At 31.6% G+C, this 19,203-nt stretch carries 21 protein-coding genes; 16 read left to right on the top strand and 5 right to left on the bottom strand.

The features are described from left to right. Nucleotides 1-6 precede the first annotated feature (6 nt). The 3 genes from larB to larA are packed head-to-tail and all read right to left on the bottom strand — an operon-like array spanning nucleotide 7 to nucleotide 2,895. Nucleotides 7-765, bottom strand: coding sequence for a nickel pincer cofactor biosynthesis protein LarB (larB, locus tag HMPREF2580_RS10585; RefSeq protein WP_070832826.1), 759 nt, complete (start codon nucleotides 763-765; stop codon nucleotides 7-9). A 15-nt stretch (nucleotides 766-780) separates the two neighbouring features. Then, a complete protein-coding gene (gene larE, locus HMPREF2580_RS10590) occupies nucleotides 781-1,608 on the bottom strand; it encodes an ATP-dependent sacrificial sulfur transferase LarE (RefSeq protein WP_070832829.1) in 828 nt (275 codons plus the stop codon). An 18-nt stretch (nucleotides 1,609-1,626) separates the two neighbouring features. After that, nucleotides 1,627-2,895 (bottom strand): nickel-dependent lactate racemase, encoded by a 1,269-nt coding sequence (larA, locus tag HMPREF2580_RS10595; protein ID WP_070832831.1) that lies wholly within the window; start codon nucleotides 2,893-2,895, stop codon nucleotides 1,627-1,629. Nucleotides 2,896-3,351: 456 nt separating this feature from the next. Here larA and HMPREF2580_RS10600 point away from each other — a divergent pair, with 456 nt between their 5' ends. The 16 genes from HMPREF2580_RS10600 to HMPREF2580_RS10675 all read left to right on the top strand — a co-directional run bounded on the left by HMPREF2580_RS10600 (nucleotide 3,352) and on the right by HMPREF2580_RS10675 (nucleotide 17,013). Beyond that, nucleotides 3,352-3,591, top strand: a complete 240-nt coding sequence (locus HMPREF2580_RS10600; RefSeq protein ID WP_070832834.1) for a hypothetical protein — start codon at nucleotides 3,352-3,354, stop codon at nucleotides 3,589-3,591. A gap of 99 nt (nucleotides 3,592-3,690) precedes the next feature. Further along, a complete protein-coding gene (locus HMPREF2580_RS10605; protein ID WP_070832837.1) occupies nucleotides 3,691-4,083 on the top strand; it encodes a hypothetical protein in 393 nt (130 codons plus the stop codon). A 435-nt stretch (nucleotides 4,084-4,518) separates the two neighbouring features. Next, a complete protein-coding gene (locus HMPREF2580_RS10610; RefSeq protein WP_070832841.1) occupies nucleotides 4,519-4,935 on the top strand; it encodes a YwiB family protein in 417 nt (138 codons plus the stop codon). After that, complete coding sequence (gene argS / locus HMPREF2580_RS10615; RefSeq protein ID WP_070832844.1) at nucleotides 4,932-6,593, top strand: arginine--tRNA ligase; 1,662 nt, start codon at nucleotides 4,932-4,934, stop codon at nucleotides 6,591-6,593. Before HMPREF2580_RS10610 ends, argS begins: the two co-directional genes overlap by 4 nt. 92 nt (nucleotides 6,594-6,685) lie before the next feature. Continuing rightward, nucleotides 6,686-7,321, top strand: a complete 636-nt coding sequence (locus tag HMPREF2580_RS10620; protein ID WP_070832847.1) for an endonuclease III domain-containing protein — start codon at nucleotides 6,686-6,688, stop codon at nucleotides 7,319-7,321. Nucleotides 7,322-7,375: 54 nt separating this feature from the next. Continuing rightward, nucleotides 7,376-8,131, top strand: a complete 756-nt coding sequence (locus HMPREF2580_RS10625) for a MerR family transcriptional regulator (protein WP_070832850.1) — start codon at nucleotides 7,376-7,378, stop codon at nucleotides 8,129-8,131. 175 nt (nucleotides 8,132-8,306) lie between these two features. Next, nucleotides 8,307-8,900, top strand: a complete 594-nt coding sequence (locus tag HMPREF2580_RS10630) for a DUF805 domain-containing protein (protein ID WP_070832853.1) — start codon at nucleotides 8,307-8,309, stop codon at nucleotides 8,898-8,900. Continuing rightward, nucleotides 8,884-9,384, top strand: coding sequence for a DUF805 domain-containing protein (locus HMPREF2580_RS10635; RefSeq protein WP_070832856.1), 501 nt, complete (start codon nucleotides 8,884-8,886; stop codon nucleotides 9,382-9,384). The genes HMPREF2580_RS10630 and HMPREF2580_RS10635 overlap by 17 nt, the downstream gene beginning before the upstream one ends. Nucleotides 9,385-9,708: 324 nt before the next feature. Further along, nucleotides 9,709-10,608 carry an ABC transporter substrate-binding protein gene (locus tag HMPREF2580_RS10640; RefSeq protein WP_070832859.1) on the top strand — a complete coding sequence of 300 codons (900 nt, stop codon included), beginning with the start codon at nucleotides 9,709-9,711 and terminating at the stop codon, nucleotides 10,606-10,608. 90 nt (nucleotides 10,609-10,698) lie between these two features. Continuing rightward, nucleotides 10,699-11,652 (top strand): FecCD family ABC transporter permease, encoded by a 954-nt coding sequence (locus tag HMPREF2580_RS10645; RefSeq protein ID WP_141756895.1) that lies wholly within the window; start codon nucleotides 10,699-10,701, stop codon nucleotides 11,650-11,652. Between the two features lie 357 nt (nucleotides 11,653-12,009). After that, nucleotides 12,010-12,561 carry a PBECR4 domain-containing protein gene (locus HMPREF2580_RS10650; RefSeq protein ID WP_070832864.1) on the top strand — a complete coding sequence of 184 codons (552 nt, stop codon included), beginning with the start codon at nucleotides 12,010-12,012 and terminating at the stop codon, nucleotides 12,559-12,561. Between the two features lie 220 nt (nucleotides 12,562-12,781). Continuing rightward, nucleotides 12,782-13,513 carry an HAD family hydrolase gene (locus HMPREF2580_RS10655; protein WP_070832867.1) on the top strand — a complete coding sequence of 244 codons (732 nt, stop codon included), beginning with the start codon at nucleotides 12,782-12,784 and terminating at the stop codon, nucleotides 13,511-13,513. Next, nucleotides 13,488-14,294 carry an alpha/beta fold hydrolase gene (locus tag HMPREF2580_RS10660; protein WP_070832870.1) on the top strand — a complete coding sequence of 269 codons (807 nt, stop codon included), beginning with the start codon at nucleotides 13,488-13,490 and terminating at the stop codon, nucleotides 14,292-14,294. The genes HMPREF2580_RS10655 and HMPREF2580_RS10660 overlap by 26 nt, the downstream gene beginning before the upstream one ends. A 195-nt stretch (nucleotides 14,295-14,489) precedes the next feature. Next, on the top strand, nucleotides 14,490-14,999 hold the full coding sequence (locus HMPREF2580_RS10665) for an SA0570 family protein (protein ID WP_070832874.1): 510 nt from the start codon (nucleotides 14,490-14,492) through the stop codon (nucleotides 14,997-14,999). 260 nt (nucleotides 15,000-15,259) lie between these two features. Then, nucleotides 15,260-15,976: a hypothetical protein gene (locus HMPREF2580_RS10670; protein ID WP_070832877.1), complete on the top strand. Its 717-nt coding sequence runs from the start codon at nucleotides 15,260-15,262 to the stop codon at nucleotides 15,974-15,976. Nucleotides 15,977-16,212: 236 nt separating this feature from the next. Beyond that, on the top strand, nucleotides 16,213-17,013 hold the full coding sequence (locus HMPREF2580_RS10675; RefSeq protein ID WP_070832880.1) for an alpha/beta fold hydrolase: 801 nt from the start codon (nucleotides 16,213-16,215) through the stop codon (nucleotides 17,011-17,013). Nucleotides 17,014-17,234: 221 nt separating this feature from the next. Here the strand turns inward: HMPREF2580_RS10675 and sarA are convergent, their stop codons facing one another. Both sarA and HMPREF2580_RS10685 read right to left on the bottom strand, forming a co-directional pair. Further along, complete coding sequence (sarA, locus tag HMPREF2580_RS10680; protein ID WP_002441263.1) at nucleotides 17,235-17,609, bottom strand: global transcriptional regulator SarA; 375 nt, start codon at nucleotides 17,607-17,609, stop codon at nucleotides 17,235-17,237. A 399-nt stretch (nucleotides 17,610-18,008) separates the two neighbouring features. Beyond that, nucleotides 18,009-18,974: an efflux RND transporter periplasmic adaptor subunit gene (locus HMPREF2580_RS10685; RefSeq protein ID WP_070832883.1), complete on the bottom strand. Its 966-nt coding sequence runs from the start codon at nucleotides 18,972-18,974 to the stop codon at nucleotides 18,009-18,011. Between the last annotated feature and the right edge of the window lie 229 nt (nucleotides 18,975-19,203).

Genomic DNA, 19,203 nt, shown 5'->3' on the forward strand with positions numbered 1-19,203 from the left:
TCCATTCTAGTTATTTTCAATCATTTTCACTATCATTCCAGCGTTATAACCTCCGCCAAAGCCATTATCAATATTGAGCACACTTGTGCCTGGTGCACATGAATTAATCATGGAGAGCAGGGTAGTGACGCCATCTAAATTTGCACCATAACCAACGCTTGTAGGAACGGCATAAATGGGGTGATCGACAAGTCCTCCAACAACACTTGCTAAGGCGCCTTCCATTCCAGCAATGACTACGGATACCTTACCTTGGCGTATTTCATGAATATGATTGAATAATCGATGAATACCAGACACGCCAACGTCGTAAAAGCGTTTAACTTGGATTCCCATTACTTCTGCAGTTAAAGCAGCTTCTTCGGCTACTGCTAAATCAGAAGTACCGGCACAAAGGACTGAAATATAATTTTGAGATTTATTAATTTCTTCTATCGGCGTACAAACGATATTGGCTGTTGCGTGATATTGAAGATAAGGGTGCTGTTTGAGTACAAATTTAGCCTTTGTTTCATCAATACGTGTAACTAAAATCACATGATTGTGTAGCGTGAGACTTTCAATAATTTGATGAATTTGTTCTTTAGTTTTACCTTCACCGAAAATGACTTCGGGAAAGCCTTGTCGTTGTGCTCGATGTAAATCAATTTTAGCAAAGCCCAATTCGTCATAATGACTGAGTTGGGCTTTAGCTTCATCTATAGAAATGTGATTTGATTTTACACCTTCGAGCAATGCTTCAATAGAATGTTCATGATTACTCATTATGTGTATACATCCTTATACTAAATTTGTTGCTTTCGTATCAATAACTTCGTTCATACTACCTGTTCTGTAACCTTCTAAATCTACAGTGACATAGTCAAAACCTAATTCTTTTAAACGTAAAGTGATGTTGTCTTTATTTTTTAAGATTGTAGCTAAATCATCTTCAACCACTTCGATACGAGCGATATTATGATGGTAGCGTACACGCACATGATTAATTCCTAATTGTAAAATATATTTCTCTGCTTCGTTGACTTTATTTACTTTAGCAAAGCTTAACGCTTCACCGTAAGGAATTCTTGAAGCTAAACTACATAGTGCAGGTTTATTCCATACAGGTAAATCATGTTGTTTACTTAATTCTCTAATTTCTGATTTATAAAGATTGGCTTCTTGAAGCACACTACGAACACCGAATTCGTCTCTAGCTTTTAAACCAGGGCGGAAATCTTCGAGGTCATCCATAATCATGCCATCAAGCACATAATTAAAGCCTAACGCTTCTTTGATTTCATCAAGCTTGCCGTATAGCAGGCGTTTACTGAAATACCAACTGTCGGGCGTGTTCTTTACGATATTATCATCTTCGAGTTCAGCCATTTCAGTTTCTAATACGTCTACACCTAGGCTTCGGCCCAATTCAATTGCTTGATTGAATTCTTCATTTCTGAAAAGTTCTGATTTCACAACTACAGGTTTGACATGTTCAGCACCTAAAACATCTATAGCTTTTTTGAGCACTAAACTACTATCTACACCACCTGAAAAGGCAATAACCACACTTCGCATTTCTTTAAGTAAGTGATCTAATTTCATTTCTTTATTCATTAATTCAGTCATTCTCATCATCCTCCCAAATTATTCTTCATTCTCAACATATGGAATAGTTAATGGACCTTGTGGCATAACGCCGATTGATAATTTACGTCCATATTGTTCTTCTAATTCTTGTAGCGTTTGTTCGATATTTGAAGTTGGATTTAACATTGAATCTTTCAATTGTTGATCTGTTAATTGTGAGTATACGTACACATTAGCGAATGTTTGGATGCTCGCTTGTTTCTGAACTTGCCATTGGTCCATTTCTTTAAAGTTTGGATCATGGATGAGGTCCAGAATCCCTTGTGGGGTGTCGGCCATTTTAAAAATTTCAGCGAATTTACCATGATCAGGGAAGCCATCAGCACATTCGGAAACCATGATAATGTTTCCGCCTTCTTTAACAACTTTACTTGCAGCACTCATCCCTTTAACAGTTTGATACAAGTTTTGGTCTAAAGGATAACCCGAATTAGAAGCGATAACGACATCAAATCGATGGTCGCATTTGAACATCGCGTGTTCTTTAACATAAGCACAGCCTTCTTTGTGTGCTTCAAATACTTCCCCAGCGAATGCAGCTGTAATTTCTTTGTTCTTATTTAAAGCAACATTCAACATAAAATCAGGTTTGCACATACGGTTCACTTCTCTAGCCATATCCTGTACGGGGTTATCTTCTAAATTGCCCCATGTAGAACGTGGGTCTCCAATCATTTTGGCGTTATGAAATGTTTGAATCGTCTCTAAACCAGCGATACCCGGCATGATTCCTTTAGGTCCGCCTGAGAAACCTGCAAAGAAATGAGGTTCTATGAAACCAGTGACGATTTTGAAGTCTGATTCAACATAATCTTTATTTAAATACGCATCACAACCATACTTACTCTCCCCAACTTTGATAAGACGTTCTGCTTCAGTGCAGTGGTTATGAACAATTTTAACTGTATCTACAATGTCTTCACCTAACATTTGAATCAATTCATCACGTGTTTGGTCACGATGTGTTCCTGTACCATTAATAATTACGAAATTTTCTCTTGGTACATGATTCAATTCCTCAATTAGTAAAGGCACAAGAATATGATTTGGCGTAGGACGCGTGATGTCACTAATGACTATTGATACGATGTCATCACTTTTAACCATTTCTTTTAAAGGCTTTGAATTGGTTGGATGCTTCAAAACGTCTTTGATAGCTGTTTCATACTCTTCAATAGCGTCGATATTTTGAGGTTCGATGATTGTACTGTCATCTGGTACATTTACCTCAATTTCAGATTTTCCATACAACACTTCTGTCTTCACATATATCCCTCCATTTATCAAAAAATCACTACCACAAAGTCTTATAAACCCTTAATAATACAACATAACACGATTATTATATTTAAATTGTAGCATAATTTTTAGAATATTTTAATTTATGAAAAAGTGATTGTAAGTATAGTTATTTTAGTTTCGATGAGATTATTTAAATGGTGAAAGAATAGTATCGTTTCCGAAGAGATACGCGTGGAAATGAATCTAAGATGTCTTTTTGAAAAAGAATTAATGAAAGATAAACATGTTTTATTTCTTTTCTATTTTAAATATTTTTACAAATACGTAAAATTGAAGATTAAAAAAGGCTATATACATAAAATTTTAATTTATGTATAATTAACACAAATAATAAATGTGATGATTTATTATTTGAAATAACAAGATTCTCTTTTAGAACTATAATTTACATATTATCGTTTAAAGAAAGGATTGAATTAAATGGAACAGCAACAAAATGAGAGAAGTACTTTAGTATTCATCATACTTGGATGGGTATTTTCAGTAATATCTTTATTATTTTTACCAATTGTATTTGGAATTGCTGGGATAGTATTCGGAGCTTTAACTATTTCAAGAGGTAAAAAAGTTCACGGTATCATTATTATTGTAGCTGCAATTGTCTTTGCGTTATTAGGTACGGTATTAGGTGCATTGATTGCGCAAGTTGCAGGTTATTAAAATTTTAATTTAGATCAACGAGAGTAACTCTAAAGGTATGGAATTTGAGTCGTTCCATACCTTTTCTTTTAACTAAAGATAAAAAAGGGCGGTCATACTATGCAATTTAAACTAAAAGAAGACGATATTTTAGATTTCTTAGAATTAAACTTTCCAGATCAAACTTTTGAAAAAGGGCGTTTATTGGTAGGACAAAATAAAAAAGAACCTTTGGATGTTTATTATTTAGGAAAAGATTTTTTTGCAGTGTTAACTGTAGCTTTTAATACATTTGAGTATATTAAAGCTGAACCATTAGATTATAGTCTTGTTAAAGAGATTAGATTGAAAGATGGTTTAGTATTTAGAAAAATAATTATTGAGACAGAAGAAATCGCATTCCAATATGGAACTTCAAAAGCATTATTAAGTGATTTCCAAAGCGAAAATTATAATCGCTTTATTCAAGGTGAAAAATCTCGAGTGATTTTTAAAGATGGGCAGTTCGTTTAATAACAACGAATAGCTTTTGAAAAAGTCACGAAAATATCTCGTGGCTTTTATATTATTTTCTAATAGTTTTGAACAATTTAAAAATATAGTGATATAATGTATGGAGATGTACAACAAAATTTATGAAATATGAGGTATTAAGGTGAAAAATTATATATTCATCATTGCAGCAACTGTATTCGGCATCATATATTTCAAAAAGTATCGCTATATTTTGAAAAAGTATAACGTAGATATCGTTGATATTGAGTTTAAGTGATAAATTGAAGTAATTAACGACATAAAATCGTGTTCATATCTTTATGGTATGAGCACGTTTTTTTAATTTTCAACAGTAAAAAGGTAACTTGGGAATCACAGTGAGAGCTCTACAAGCTATAGTGTTTTTATGCTATAATGATTTGTATTATTTGAAAGATTAAGGTGAGTAGTAAATTGGATAAAAACATTAAGATTCAAACGAAACAAGTTTTGAAACAAAATGATGAGAAACAAAAATTTGAGTTTACTACAGAAGGTGCTTGGCAAAAACGGAGAGCGGAATTTATCCGATACGAAGAAAAAATTGAAGAAGCAAAAGTCAATGTTACAATAAAAATTGAAGATAATGGCGTTAAGTTAATTCGTAAAGGCGACATAAATATGAATTTACATTTCGTCGAAGGGGAAGAAACAACTACATTATATGATATACCTGCAGGACGGATTCCCTTAACTGTAAAAACATTGAGTATTTTACATTTTGTTACTCCAGATGGTGGGAAATTAAAAATTCATTATGAGTTATATCAAAACGAGGAAAAAATGGGTTCTTATCAATATGAATTAAATTATAAGGAGATAAGCAAATGAATATTATCGATCAAGTAAAACAGACATTAATTGAAGAAATTGAAGCTAGTATCAAAAAAGCTGGATTAGCTGAAGATATTCCAGAAATTAAAATTGAAATACCTAAAGACACTAAAAATGGAGATTATTCATCTAATATTGCGATGGTATTAACTAAAATCGCTAAACGTAACCCACGTGAAATTGCACAAGCTATTGTTGATCATCTTGATACAAGTAAAGCACATGTGAAAGAAGTAGACATTGCAGGCCCAGGTTTTATTAACTTTTATCTAGATAACCAATACTTAACAGAAGTTATTCCAGAAGCCATTCATAAAGGTGACAAATTTGGTTATGCAGATGAGCCAAAAAATAAGAATATCCTATTAGAATATGTATCTGCTAATCCGACAGGTGATTTACATATTGGACATGCCAGAAATGCTGCTGTAGGTGATTCTTTAGCGAATATTTTAATTGCGGCAGGATATAATGTCACTCGCGAATATTACATTAACGATGCAGGTAATCAAATTACAAACTTAGCGCGTTCAATTGAAACACGTTATTTCGAAGCTTTAGGTGATACAAGTCATGAAATGCCTGAAGATGGATATAACGGTAAAGATATTATTGAAATTGGTAAGGACTTAGCAGATAAACACCCTGAAATCAAAGATTATTCTGATGAAGAACGTCTTAAAACATTTAGACAATTAGGTGTCGATTATGAAATGGACAAATTGAAGAAAGACTTAGCAGCTTTCAATGTACATTTCGATAACTGGTTCAGTGAGACTTCTCTATATGAAAATGGCGCAATCGACAATACGTTAGCTAAAATGAAAGAATTAGGTTATACGTATGAAGCAGATGGCGCAACTTGGTTACGTACAAGTGACTTTAAAGATGATAAAGACCGTGTATTAATTAAAAAAGATGGTAACTACACATACTTTACTCCAGATACGGCTTATCACTATAACAAGATTAATCGTGGCAATGATATCTTAATCGACTTAATGGGTGCGGACCACCATGGTTATATTAATCGTCTGAAAGCAAGTCTTGAAACATTTGGCGTAGATAGTGATCGTCTTGAAATTCAAATTATGCAGATGGTACGTTTAATGCAAAATGGTGAAGAAGTTAAAATGAGTAAACGTACAGGTAATGCAATTACTTTACGTGAAATTATGGATGAAGTAGGAATAGACGCAGCACGTTATTTCTTAACTATGCGTAGTCCAGATTCTCATTTTGATTTTGACTTAGAACTAGCTAAAGAACAATCGCAAGATAATCCGATTTATTACGCACAATACGCACATGCACGTATTTGTTCTATCTTAAAACAAGCGAAAGAGCAAGGTGTAGAGATCACAACGGATGCGGATTTCACTACAATTACAAATGAAAAGGCCATTGAATTATTGAAAAAAGTGGCTGAGTTTGAAACTACAATCGAGAGTGCAGCAGAACACCGTGCACCTCATCGTTTAACAAATTATATTCAAGATTTAGCATCAGCGTTCCATAAATTCTATAATGCTGAGAAAGTTTTAACTGATGATGCTGAGAAAACAAAAGCACATGTAGTAATGATTGAAGCAGTACGTATTACGTTGCATAATGCTTTAATACTTGTAGGTGTTACAGCACCAGAATCAATGTAATTGATTAAACATTTTAACTAAATAATTAGACAACTGCCCTCATAAATAACTATTTATGAGGGTATTGTTATGTGTAGAATTGGAGTGATAACATGCTTTCGACTGAGGAATTATATCAGAAACTTTATAACAATATGGGTGCGCAACGTTGGTGGCCAGCTGAGAGCCCAATTGAGATGGTGCTAGGGGCAATACTCGTACAAAATACGAATTGGAAGAATGCTGATATGGCTCTGACGCGTCTTTATGAAGAAACACAATTTGATGGTAAGAAGATATTGCAAACGCCACTCGAACAATTGCAACAAACGATTCGTTCAAGTGGCTTCTATAAAAATAAAGGTAAAGCGATTCATGCCTTGATGGATTGGTTGAACCAACATCACTTTGATTATGAATCAATTGAGCAACATTACGGTGAAAATTTGAGAAAAGAATTATTAAAAATTCGAGGTATCGGCAGTGAAACGGCTGATGTCTTACTAGTATATATATTTAATGGCATCGAATTTATTCCAGATAGTTACACGCGACGGATTTATGCCAAATTAGGCTACGCGGAGACTGAAACATACGATAAGTTTAAGAAAGTGATTCAATTACCTTCTAACTTCACGAATCAAGATGCCAATGAATTTCACGCGTTACTCGATAATTTCGGAAAGAATTACTTTAATGGTAAGGGAGAACATCGTTATACCTTTTTGGATTCATTCTTTGAAAATTAAGTATTGACCCTTACGTAACGTCATACCTCATACTTTATTTCAGGAGGTGAAGAAATGAAAACGTATTTTAGTCCTAAGGAGCTATGTGATATTACTGGAGTAAGTTTACGTACACTTCATTATTATCATGAGAAGGAATTATTAATTCCAGATCAAATTGGTGACAATGGCTATCGCTATTATAGTGTGGAAGATATTACAAAGTTGCAACATATCTTATTTCTTAGAGAATTAGACTTAACGTTGAGTCAAATTAAGGATTACTTTTCTAAAAATACTCAATTTAAAAATGAAGTGCTCCGTGAGAATTACGATTATATCGTTATGAAGAGGGACAGACTAAATACAATTATTCAACAATTGAAATATCATTTTGACTCCGATAAGAATGAAGAAATTGAGGTGACGAATATGAAGGAATTTGATTTAAATGCACAATATGAAAATGAAGCAGCGCTTAAGTATGGAGATACAAAATATTATCAAGCTTATAAGGAGCAACACGAAAGCATGAATGAAGCTGAAAAGGAAAGTAATGAAGAGGTAGTAAATAATCAATTAAATACATTTTTTGATGAAATGAATCAATTATATCAAGAAAAAGTGACAGCGCATGAAGCAAGTCCAAAAATTGAAAAATTAAAAATGATTCTTCAATCACAAGTGCCTAACTGTGATCATCAATTTTTGAGTTATATGGCACAAACATATGTTGAAGATGAGAGATTTGCTAAAAATATTAATAAAAATCGTCATGGAGGATTGAACCAATATATCGCTGATGCAATTCATGAATATATCGCGAATTAAAGATGTAAAATTCATTTTAAGCACTGCCGTTAATGGAGGTGCTTTTTATATTTAATAATTCTTATTAATAAAATTAACTTTAATTTCTAATATTGATTTAATTTTAAATTGATTAATATTATAATGTTTTTGTAGCTTCAAAAATTTTACATATATAAATAAGGAGGATGGGCAATTGCTCCACTCTTACAAGCTTTATTGGCAGAATTATTTTAATTTTAAAGGCCGAACAAGAAGGCAAGATTTTTGGTGGCCGATGCTCTTTAACTTTATTATCCTAAGTTTGACTGATTCGGTTGATTCGGCAATTTATCATTATTACCCCCATCTTGTTCTAGGATTAAGTGATATTATATCTGTTGTATTTACAATTGGGACGTTCTCTTTATCTGTAAGAAGATTCCATGATATAGGTAAAGATTTAACTTTTCCAATTTTTTATATGATAATGCTTGTTATTCCTATAGGATTTCGTATCGTCTTATTTCAATATTTTCAACACTTTAATAATTATTATGATAATAACATTGGCGACATTGGCAAAATTGTAGAAATTATATTTACCGCTAGTATAGACTTTGTTATATTGATGTTTCTTGTGCTGCTTATGTTTGTATATATCATAGCCATGATAGTAATGGGTGTATTTGCCATTATCTTTTGTGTACGAGATAGTGAAGAGGGGGCTAATAAATATGGTCCTTACCCCAAAAATGATGATAAATACAATTCAAATGTGAAGGAGGTTAACAATGATCGAATCATATAAGCTATTTTGGCAGAACTATTTTAAATTAGAAGGACGTTCAAGACGTCGAGATTTCTGGTGGCCATTTTTGATTAACACAATACTTAGTGGAATTATTGGCGTAATCATTTTCAGTTTGAGTCGTCTATTTCCACATAGTGATATGATTTACAATATTATTGAGGTAATGATAAACCTAGTAATACTTATTGGAACGTATACAGCTGCAGTTAGACGTTTCCATGACATAGGTAAATCAATGGTCATTCCAAGTATCTTTTTAGTCATTAGTTTATTAGGTATTTACAATAATTTATTTAGTAATAATCAAACTTCGCAATTATCTCTACAAACGCAAAATCAAGTGTTAAATGGTATTTTAAGTGTCGTTGCAATTATATTATCGTTATTTATAATTGTAATTTGTATTATGAGTCTTGTGTATAGTGTGAGAGACAGTCAAAAAGGCACAAATCAATATGGCCCAAACCCTAAAGGTGAATAATAAAAATTAAGAGGTCGGCACATAATTAATTGTCTCAGCCTTCTCTAACATATTGGCAGTAGATGTCTGAATTGAAAGTGCGCTTATATCAAGCTTCTTTCAATCCTAGCCATCCTTGCCGGGGTGAGAGAACGAAAATAATTTTGATAAATTATATTTCTATCTCACTCCCTTAATTTTTTGGATTATTTTAATTAATAGATTATTAAAATAAAAGTAATCATTTAAAATTTCAAAAAACTAATGAAATATTTGTTGTTTTTGATATGATAAATACGAAGTGAAGATACATATATCATAGTTAGAGAAGGGAATGCTCACAGAATGAGAAATAAACTATGGATGATGATTCTCGTGCTCGTTTTATTATTAGCAGCATGTAGCCACGACTCAAACCAATCATCAGATAAAGATTCGGCATCGACTAAAAATGATGACAATAAAACCAAATATCATAGAATAGTTTCTTTAATGCCTAGTAATACTGAAATTTTATATCGACTCGGTTTAGGTAAAAATATTATTGGCGTTTCAACAGTTGATGATTATCCTAAAGACGTCATAAAAGGCAAAAAACAATTTGATGCGATGAATTTGAATAAAGAGAAATTGCTTAAGGCGAAGCCAGACTTGATTTTGGCACATGAATCACAGAAGCATTCTTCAGGTAAAGTGTTAAATTCGTTGAAGAAAGATGGCGTCAAAGTGGTCTATGTAAAAGATGCTCAATCAATTAACGAAACATATGATACATTTAAATCTATTGGTAAATTAACAGGTCGTGAGAAACAAGCTGAGGATTTAGTAGATGAAACGAAAAATAATGTTGATAAAGTCATTAATTCTGTTCCAAAGCATCATCAAAAGCAAAGTATATTTATGGAGGTATCTTCTAAACCAGATATTTATACTGCAGGTAAGGGTACAATTTTCAATGATATGTTGAACAAATTAGATGCGAAGAATAGTTTCTCAGATATAAGTGGCTGGAAGTCTGTAAGTAAAGAAAGTATTATTAAGCATAATCCGGATATATTGATTTCTACAGAAGGTAAATCCAAATCGGATTACATTAAAATGATAAAAAAACGTGGCGGTTTCGATAAAATCAATGCGGTAAAAAATACACGTATTGAATCAGTTAACGGAGACGAAATTTCTCGTCCAGGACCTCGAATAGACGAAGGCTTAAAAGAATTAAGAGATGCTATTTATAAAAAGTAATATTTACTGAAAGTCAGTGGTCATACGAGCACTGACTTTTTTAATACGATTTTGTTATTATATTGATAAATATAAAAAAGAAAAGAGATAATGATGAGGAAATTTCAAATTATATTCACCTGGCTAATCGTATTAATAATCATTATGTTTGTGAGCTTATGGTGGGATTTGGGAAATTTAAATGATACCTTTAATCAAACGATATTATTGAAAGTAAGACTTCCGAGAGTCATTGAAGCGGTTCTAACTGGAGCTACGCTGACACTCGCCGGTCAAATGTTTCAAACGGTTTTAAATAATCCATTAGCTGATAGTTTTACGCTTGGATTAGCGAGTGGGGCGTCATTAGGTTCAGGGCTTGCTTTATTTTTCGGATTGAGTTTTTTATGGTTGCCATTCTTCTCTATTACACTCAGTTTAATTACACTGATATTAGTACTAGGCCTTTCAGCAATATTGTCACGGGGGTATCCTGTAAGTGTGCTCATTCTATTAGGTTTGATGATAGGTGCTTTGTTTAATGCACTTCTTTATATGTTGGTTCTAATGCAGCCACGGAAAATGAATTCAATTGCAAATTACTTATTCGGAGGATTTGTATCGGCAGAGTACCACGATGTTGTGATTATAGCAGTAACGTTAAGTATCGCTATAGTGATTTTATTTTCAATGCAAAAAAGCATTAAATTACTACAATTAGGTGAATTGAAGAGTCAATCATTGGGGCTTAATGTTCAAACAATCACGTTTCTAGTCCTAACGATTTCGTCAATCATCACAGCTGTCGTAGTGGCTTATGTAGGTATCATAGGATTTATAGGTATGATTGTGCCTCAATTGATACGACGATTTTATTGGCGTTATGAGTTAGGAACGCACATGCTACTTAACCTTATTATTGGGAGCGCCGTGATGTTGATAGCAGACTTTATAGGAGGAACCATCATTCAACCTGTTCAAATACCAGCTAGTATTATCATGGCATTGTTAGGTATACCGGTTTTATTTTATATTCTTATTACACAATCTAAGGTATTACGATAAATGTATTCATTTGCTAAGATAGAATGAATTTGGTTTATAACAAACACGTGTAGAAAATAGAAGGTAAATGATTGTAATAAACAATTGTGTTCAAGGGTGAAATATTTTTACAAAAAGCCAAAAAAGCATTATAATAAGCTTTGAAGAAAGCTTAACTATCATTTCGTTCTTTCTTCCATGTACATGTATAGTGTCTAAAAATATATAGTTGGAGTGGGCTATATAGCCTGTTAGGTGGCCTCGTAACCTAACACTAATCTCGGCAATTGATACCCTTTTTGCCCACCACTCATTACATAAGCCCTACAAATGTGGGGCTATTTTTTTACAATATAATATAGGGAGAGCATTTGTTAAATGGATAATTATTATAAAATAGACAATATAAATGATATTGATTTACAAATGTTACTTTCAGATTATATTGAAAATTTCACAAGACAAAAGTTAATCATTAATACTACATATGATAAATTGAAAAGGATAGAGATAAGATTTAACAAAAGAAATATCCATCATTTATTGGGTTTTCATAAAGTTCAAAATAATAACGCTACTAAAACATTACAAAATATTTTAGAGGGTAAGCTAACGATAAACGTTATAAAGAAACATCATAATTATGGTGAAATTCGAAATAGATTACTTAATTATAATTTTCTACATAAATGTTTTATTAATAAAGAGATTAAACTATGCGTTATCCCAAAAGGAAAAAACAAGAATCCACAACAATTATCTGTTGTATTTATAGACTATTATAATGATATAAATATGTTAATAGGGTTGAAACTGGATTATTCTCAAAGTTATTATGTACCTGCTACTATGTATCAAATTAATGATTCAAATATTTATAATAGAACCCCAAAAACAAGAATAACTCAAATAGAATGGGAAAATTATTGATTTTAAATATATAGTACAGTAAATTAATACCACTTTCATGTGGTTTTTTTTATGCTAAAAAAATTTGTGTTGCAATGATACTATTAATTTAAGCATAGATTTTAAATTGCAAGACCTAATGCTAATGCATATAATATTATGTGGTTTTGAGAAATTATGGAATATTTAGGAAAAGTAACATAATGATAGTATCTACTATAAAGTGAAGAGGTAACTTAAAATGGATTTAAGTCATATTAAAGCAATCGTCTTTGATTTAGAAGGCACGTTGTTAGATAGAGTCAAATCACGTGAGAAATTTATCGAAGAGCAATTTGAACGATTTCATGATTATTTCGTACATGTTCAATTGGCTGATTTTAAGAATAAATTCATCGAGTTAGATGATGATGAAGATAACGATAAACCTGATTTATATAAGCAAATTATTAAACAGTTTCATATTGATCGTTTAACGTGGAAAGATTTATTTCATGACTTTGAAATGCATTTTTACCGTTATGTCTTTCCATATTATGATACGTTATATACTTTGGAAAAGTTATCAGAACATGACTACCTTATCGGCGTCATCGCAAATGGTAAATCAAAAATAAAACAATTTAGATTACATTCATTAGGTATTATGCATGTGATTAACTACTTAACAACATCTGAAACAGTGGGGTACCGCAAACCGCATCCTAAAATATTTGAAGATATGATTGAACAATTAGGTGTGAAACCTGAGGAAGTTATGTATGTTGGAGATGACGCGCTCAATGATGTTGCGCCAGCTCGTGCAATGGGTATGGTAAGTGTATGGTATAAACAAGAAGATGCGGAATTAGAACCACTTGAAGATGAAGTGGATTATACAATTACAACGATTGAAGAATTATTGAATATTTTACCTGAAAATTTTGAACCAGAAGGAGAAGAGCGCAATGGCAATGGATTTATTTACGAGTAAAGATGGAACGACGATTCATTATAATACTATGGGCGAAGGCTATCCGGTCGTACTTATTCATACGGCTTATGATAATTATTCAGTGTTTAATGATGTAGCTAAAGCGTTATCGAAATCTTTTCAAGTGGTGTTAATTGATTTAAGAGGTCACGGATATTCGGATAAACCAAGACATATTGAATTTCATGAGTTTGCGGATGATGTTAAAGCTTTATTAGATTATATTTACATTGACCAAGCCGCCTATATAGGACATGAGATGGGGGCAATTGTTGCTTCAGATGTTGCAGTGAGATATCCAGACTATGTCTCATCGCTTACGTTAGTCAATCCAACCTCTATTGAGGGTGAATTACCTGAAGAACGTCTGTTTAGAAAGTATGCCCATACGATTAGAAATTGGGACGATGAAGAACAAGATAAATTCTTGAACAAGAAGAAATATTATAAACCACGTAGAATGAACAAATTTTTAAAACATGTGGAAGATACGAATGCGATCTCGACTAAAGAAGAAATACAAGCGGTGAAAGATGTCTTTAAGACAGCTAATATTTCAGAAGTTTTTAGAAATGTTCAAGCGCCAACATTAATTATTGCGGGAGAATACGGAGAGCGTACAACAACATTGGAAGCTAAAGAAGTTAGCGATTTGATTGAACACGGCCAATTTAATGTTTACGCTCAATCAAGTTTATACCCATTTGTTGAAGAACAAAGTCAGTTTATCGACGAAGTAACTTCATTTATTAAAGATCATTTTCCACATCAAAAGGCATAAATAATAAAGATTAAATTGAACTCGAAGTTGGTATAGATGACTAACGAAAGTTCAATTTTTCTTTATTAACAGTTTTTTGAAAGTTAAAAAGATTGTTTTGTAACGTTTTTGTAATATTATTGTCATTTTAGTAATATATGTAGTATAATAAATTTAAGCACAAAGCAGAGATATTGAATAAAGGAGAGAGTGCTTATGAAAAAGCTAATGGCTTCATTACTTGTTTCAGGATTAGTTTTAACAGGAGTAAGCGCTGGTCATCACGCTGAAGCTGCTACAGGTAACTCAATGAAAACAGTTCAACAAATTAATCATGGCGATCAATCTTTAGAAAATGTTAGAATCGGCGAATCTATAAAAAGCGTTTTAAACAAATATAGTCATCCAATCTATTCATATAATCAACAAGGCACTGAACACTATTATGAATTTAGAACTCATAAAGGTGTCTTACTCGTAACAACAAATGGTAAAAAAGATAAAGGTCACGTGACTCGTGTTTCTATGACTTATAATCATGCTAACGGACCAACTTATAAATCTGTCAAAGATACATTTGGTAATAAAGCCGTAAGTCGCGTACATTATAATAAAGTAACTGGCAACTTTGGTTATATCCAAAAAGGTAAAGCAAGCTATCAATTTAGTTCAGAATCACCAAAAGATAAAAATGTGAAATTATATCGCATAGACATCGCTAAATAAAGCTACGTGGTTGATATAAATTGAATACAAATAATTTTATAATATGAGTAAGGAGCATGAAGCTGAAATGATTCTATAAAGAATGACATTTCGCTTTTGCTCCTTTTACTTTGTATTTTAATGGCGATAAAGATAAAGTTTAGTTGAATTTTCAAGAAATAAAACGTATTGTGTGGTAAAATCTTATACTGAATATCATTTAACTAAAATATTGCTTAATTCGTAATTACATCTAGATTTGTATGAAGAAGGAGTTAATCATGCGTACTAATGATAAAGTATTGCTCGAGAATATCAATGATTATTTTAGCCATAAAGGTATGTCCCCTAATTTAATAGATGATATTAAGGAAAAGTTCCGCTCAGATATTAAGAAATCGGAAGAACAAGACCAAGATTATATTGAATATAGAGGCAAGTCACCAGCGCAAATTATACTTACGATACAACGTAATTTATTTGCATTACAACTTAATCCAGTTATCTTTTTTATTATTAATTTTATTCTCATTTCCTATTTGTATGATAAACAATATGTACAGTTTCAAGCTATTACAGGAATAAGTCTATTTTATTGTATCGTTATTTTTCCAATTACAATCATTCTTAATACTAGAATCGCAAGGAAAAATTATTTATATTCTAATAAATTTGAGATGTGGGTAGGTATCGCGATTGCAATTATTGCCTTGATACTTATAACTATGCAAGCTTTTCATTTCAATTGGGCCATTATTCCTATTAATATTTATGGACATCAATTTGTATTCTTCGTTGGAATTATTTTAGGTCTTGTAGGTATATTCTTTAAAAGGTTAGAATTTACTGGAATAGGGTTATTATTCTGTCAGAAAACGATAGATGCAATGATCACAAATCCCGAAATTGCTCAATTTTTCTCATTAGCCATTTGGATTTTGCTTGTTGTACTCATTATTTTTTACACAATTAAATTATCAGCACGTACAAGATCGTAATAATACGTCGATAAAGTCTTATATATTAGCTATCAACTACTGCTATATATAAGGCTTTTTTATGTATAAATTAAGATGTAATAGACAGGTTTATTTTTTCAGAAAAGAAGAATAAGAAGCAACACTGACTTAAATAATTATATTAAATGAATATTAAATTAATTATTCGTTCGTCATATCGAAGGCGTAACTATGATTTGATGTGGGTATAGTAATTATTAAAGGGAGGTGCCACGATGGAAAAAATTCTAACATGTAATCAAATTGAACTCGCATATAATGATGAAGGACAGGGCATCCCCATTATTTTAATTCATGGATTAGACGGTAACTTATCAGGCTTTCAGGATTTAAAAAATGAACTCCTCCAATCACATAGAGTGATTACTTATGATGTGAGAGGACATGGAAAATCCTCACGTTCAGAATCTTATGACTTAAAAGATCATGTTGAGGACTTAAGGTATTTAATGGATGCATTAAATGTGAGTTCTGCACATATTTTAGGACATGACATGGGGGGCATCATTGGTAGAGAATTTACAGAAACATATCAACACAAAGTGATTTCATTAACTATTGTCTCTGCTAAAAGAGAAGATATTACGCACGGATTTACAAAACTGATGGTGGATAATCAAGAAGAAGTAGCCGGATTTAATAAGTCTGAAGCAATGATTATTCTATTTCCAAAATTATTTCATAATCAAGATAAGGCTATGAGATGGTATCAACGTCAGAAGTTATACAGTAGGCCTACACCAGAAGATAGTGCTATTGCGATAAGAGCATTGTTAAACAGTGTAGATGTTACAAAAGATGTTCATAATAAAGTAACCGTACCTACGCTTATAGTTAATGGTGAACATGACCCGTTAATCTTCGATAAACAACATTATCGAATAGATAATTATTTTGAAAATGTTAGGAAAAGTATATTTAGTGGTTCAGGGCATGCACCACATATTGAAGAACCTGAACGATTTTTAGAACAATATTTAGACTTTATTCAGAAAGTAGAAGATGACTTAGAATAAAGTTTGGGGAATTTAACCCAATGTAGGAATTTAGTTTTATATTATATAAATGATATTAAAAGGGCAATCAAATCGCGAAATTTGATTGCCCTTTAGTCTACTTTAGTATTTGTTCAGACACACTGTATTTTAGAATGGTTGACCCCCACTAAAAAAGAGCAAGATTCCGAAATCAATTGATAAACATCACATTTCGGTCTTACTCCTACAAATCTATAGCATTAAACTTCGTTTTCGTCGTTGGCTTCAGTGATTCTTTTGTTAACGCGTTTTAATAACTCGTCGATTTTCTTACGTTGTTTAGAGTTAACTAAAATTAACACTGTTCTTTCGTCGTGTTCATTACGTTTTTTATTGAAGTAGTCTTCTTGTGATAAGTTTTTAACAGCTTTTACCACTTGAGGTTGTTTGTAATTTAAGTGATTAATAATATCTTTAAGATAATATTCTTCCTCTTTGTTTTCACTAATATAAGTTAAAACAGCAAATTCTTCAAAACTAATTGAGAATTCCTTTTTGATAATACTTTTTAAGCGATCAGCATAAGTGACCATAGCTAATAATTCAAAGCAGTCATTAATTTTTGAAATAGCCATTATTGAAACCTCCCTATTTATAGCTTACTCATAAAAGACCTTTTTAAAACATACTATATTTTATTTATCTGAATATGTTATTAAGTTAAGACCTGTATGAGTACTCTACCCGAATTTATTAATTTGTATCTATTTTTTTGAAAAAATACGAAGTGTCTGCCATAATTTAGTATTAAATAAAATTTTAACAAATATATTTAATGCTATATTATTTAGTTAATTATAACTAAATAAAAATAAGAAGTAAACAAATAAGTGTTTATAAAACTAATTATTGTTTCTACAATGTCATTGAATTATCAAAATAGCAATTGACTTATTCAAAAATATCACAAATATTTAGAATTTCCCTTAATTTAATAAAAATAATACTAAAAAGTAATTATTTTGAAATGTTTTTTACAACCTTTGACTGTTGTAAGCTTTTGCCATTTTAGAAGAAGGACTTTTTACTACTTTTTCATTAATCGAAAGCCCACTCGTCACAATAATATACCCACTTTTTGAAGATTTTTTATAATTAATCTCTCTTTTTACGATTTTCTTGTTATGGATCACTAGAACATACTTGTTATCTACAATGCTGGATTGTGGAAGTTCAATATCGTTCGAAATCAAACTTATTTTAAAGTGTGTTCCAATAGGGTATTTGGCCTGAGTGGTCAGCACAACCTGAAAGTAAGATATATGATTTTTAACTTCAGAAGGAATCATTGAGATTGATTTAACTTTGCTAATGAATTGAGTAGCGTCACTAGTAGTTATAGAAACATTTTGATTAATTTTTAATAAATTCACTTCAGATTCTGATATATTAGCATGAATGACACGTTCCTCGCTATCAATTTGCACTACCTTATCATCTGCCTTTGCAGGATGTGGATTTATAATAGAGACATTGCCATTAATAGGAGAAACTTGTGTTGTGTAGATTGAATTTTGTTCTTGAAGAAGCTGAGAATACAGCTGTGGTGCGGTTAGATAGGGATTAGCTTTTAAATGTGAAGGGGCGTTCGTAGGGAGTTTAATTTGGTTAAGAACACCTTTAAAACTGTTTACTTTTATTTCTTTTTCAGAATTATAATATTCTAAAATCGGTCTTTTGGCGGATATTTTTTCGTTATTTTTAACTAAGATACGGTTAATTTGTCCTAGTGAAGAATTAAAGTGGAAAGTGTAGCTTTGCTTAGGAGTTTGAATTCCTGTGGTGGAGAGAAGTATTTTGGGTTTAACTTTAATTATTTTTATGGAATTTAAGTCGTCAGTATTAGATTTTATCTTTGAATAGGTGTGATATCCAAATCCTAAACTGGTTAAAAGAAAGACTAAAATTAAAATAAATAATGTTATACGCTTTGTATTCATAGATGTTCACCTCTAGATGTGGAGTTAAAGGTATTATACAATATTAATTTAATAATAAGTAGATATTTTTAGTTTAAATGAAAATAGTTTGATTCAGACATTCTGATTTTATCAATATTTGAAAAAATATTAATACTTTACCTTTAAAAAGAAAAAATTGGGATTGAAACATTTAGTACAATATATTATGTCAATACTTCGTATTGCTTAGCTCCCTTGCCGCGGGCAT

The organism is Staphylococcus sp. HMSC036D05 (assembly GCF_001836225.1).
In the GTDB taxonomy this organism is placed as follows: domain Bacteria; phylum Bacillota; class Bacilli; order Staphylococcales; family Staphylococcaceae; genus Staphylococcus; species Staphylococcus caprae.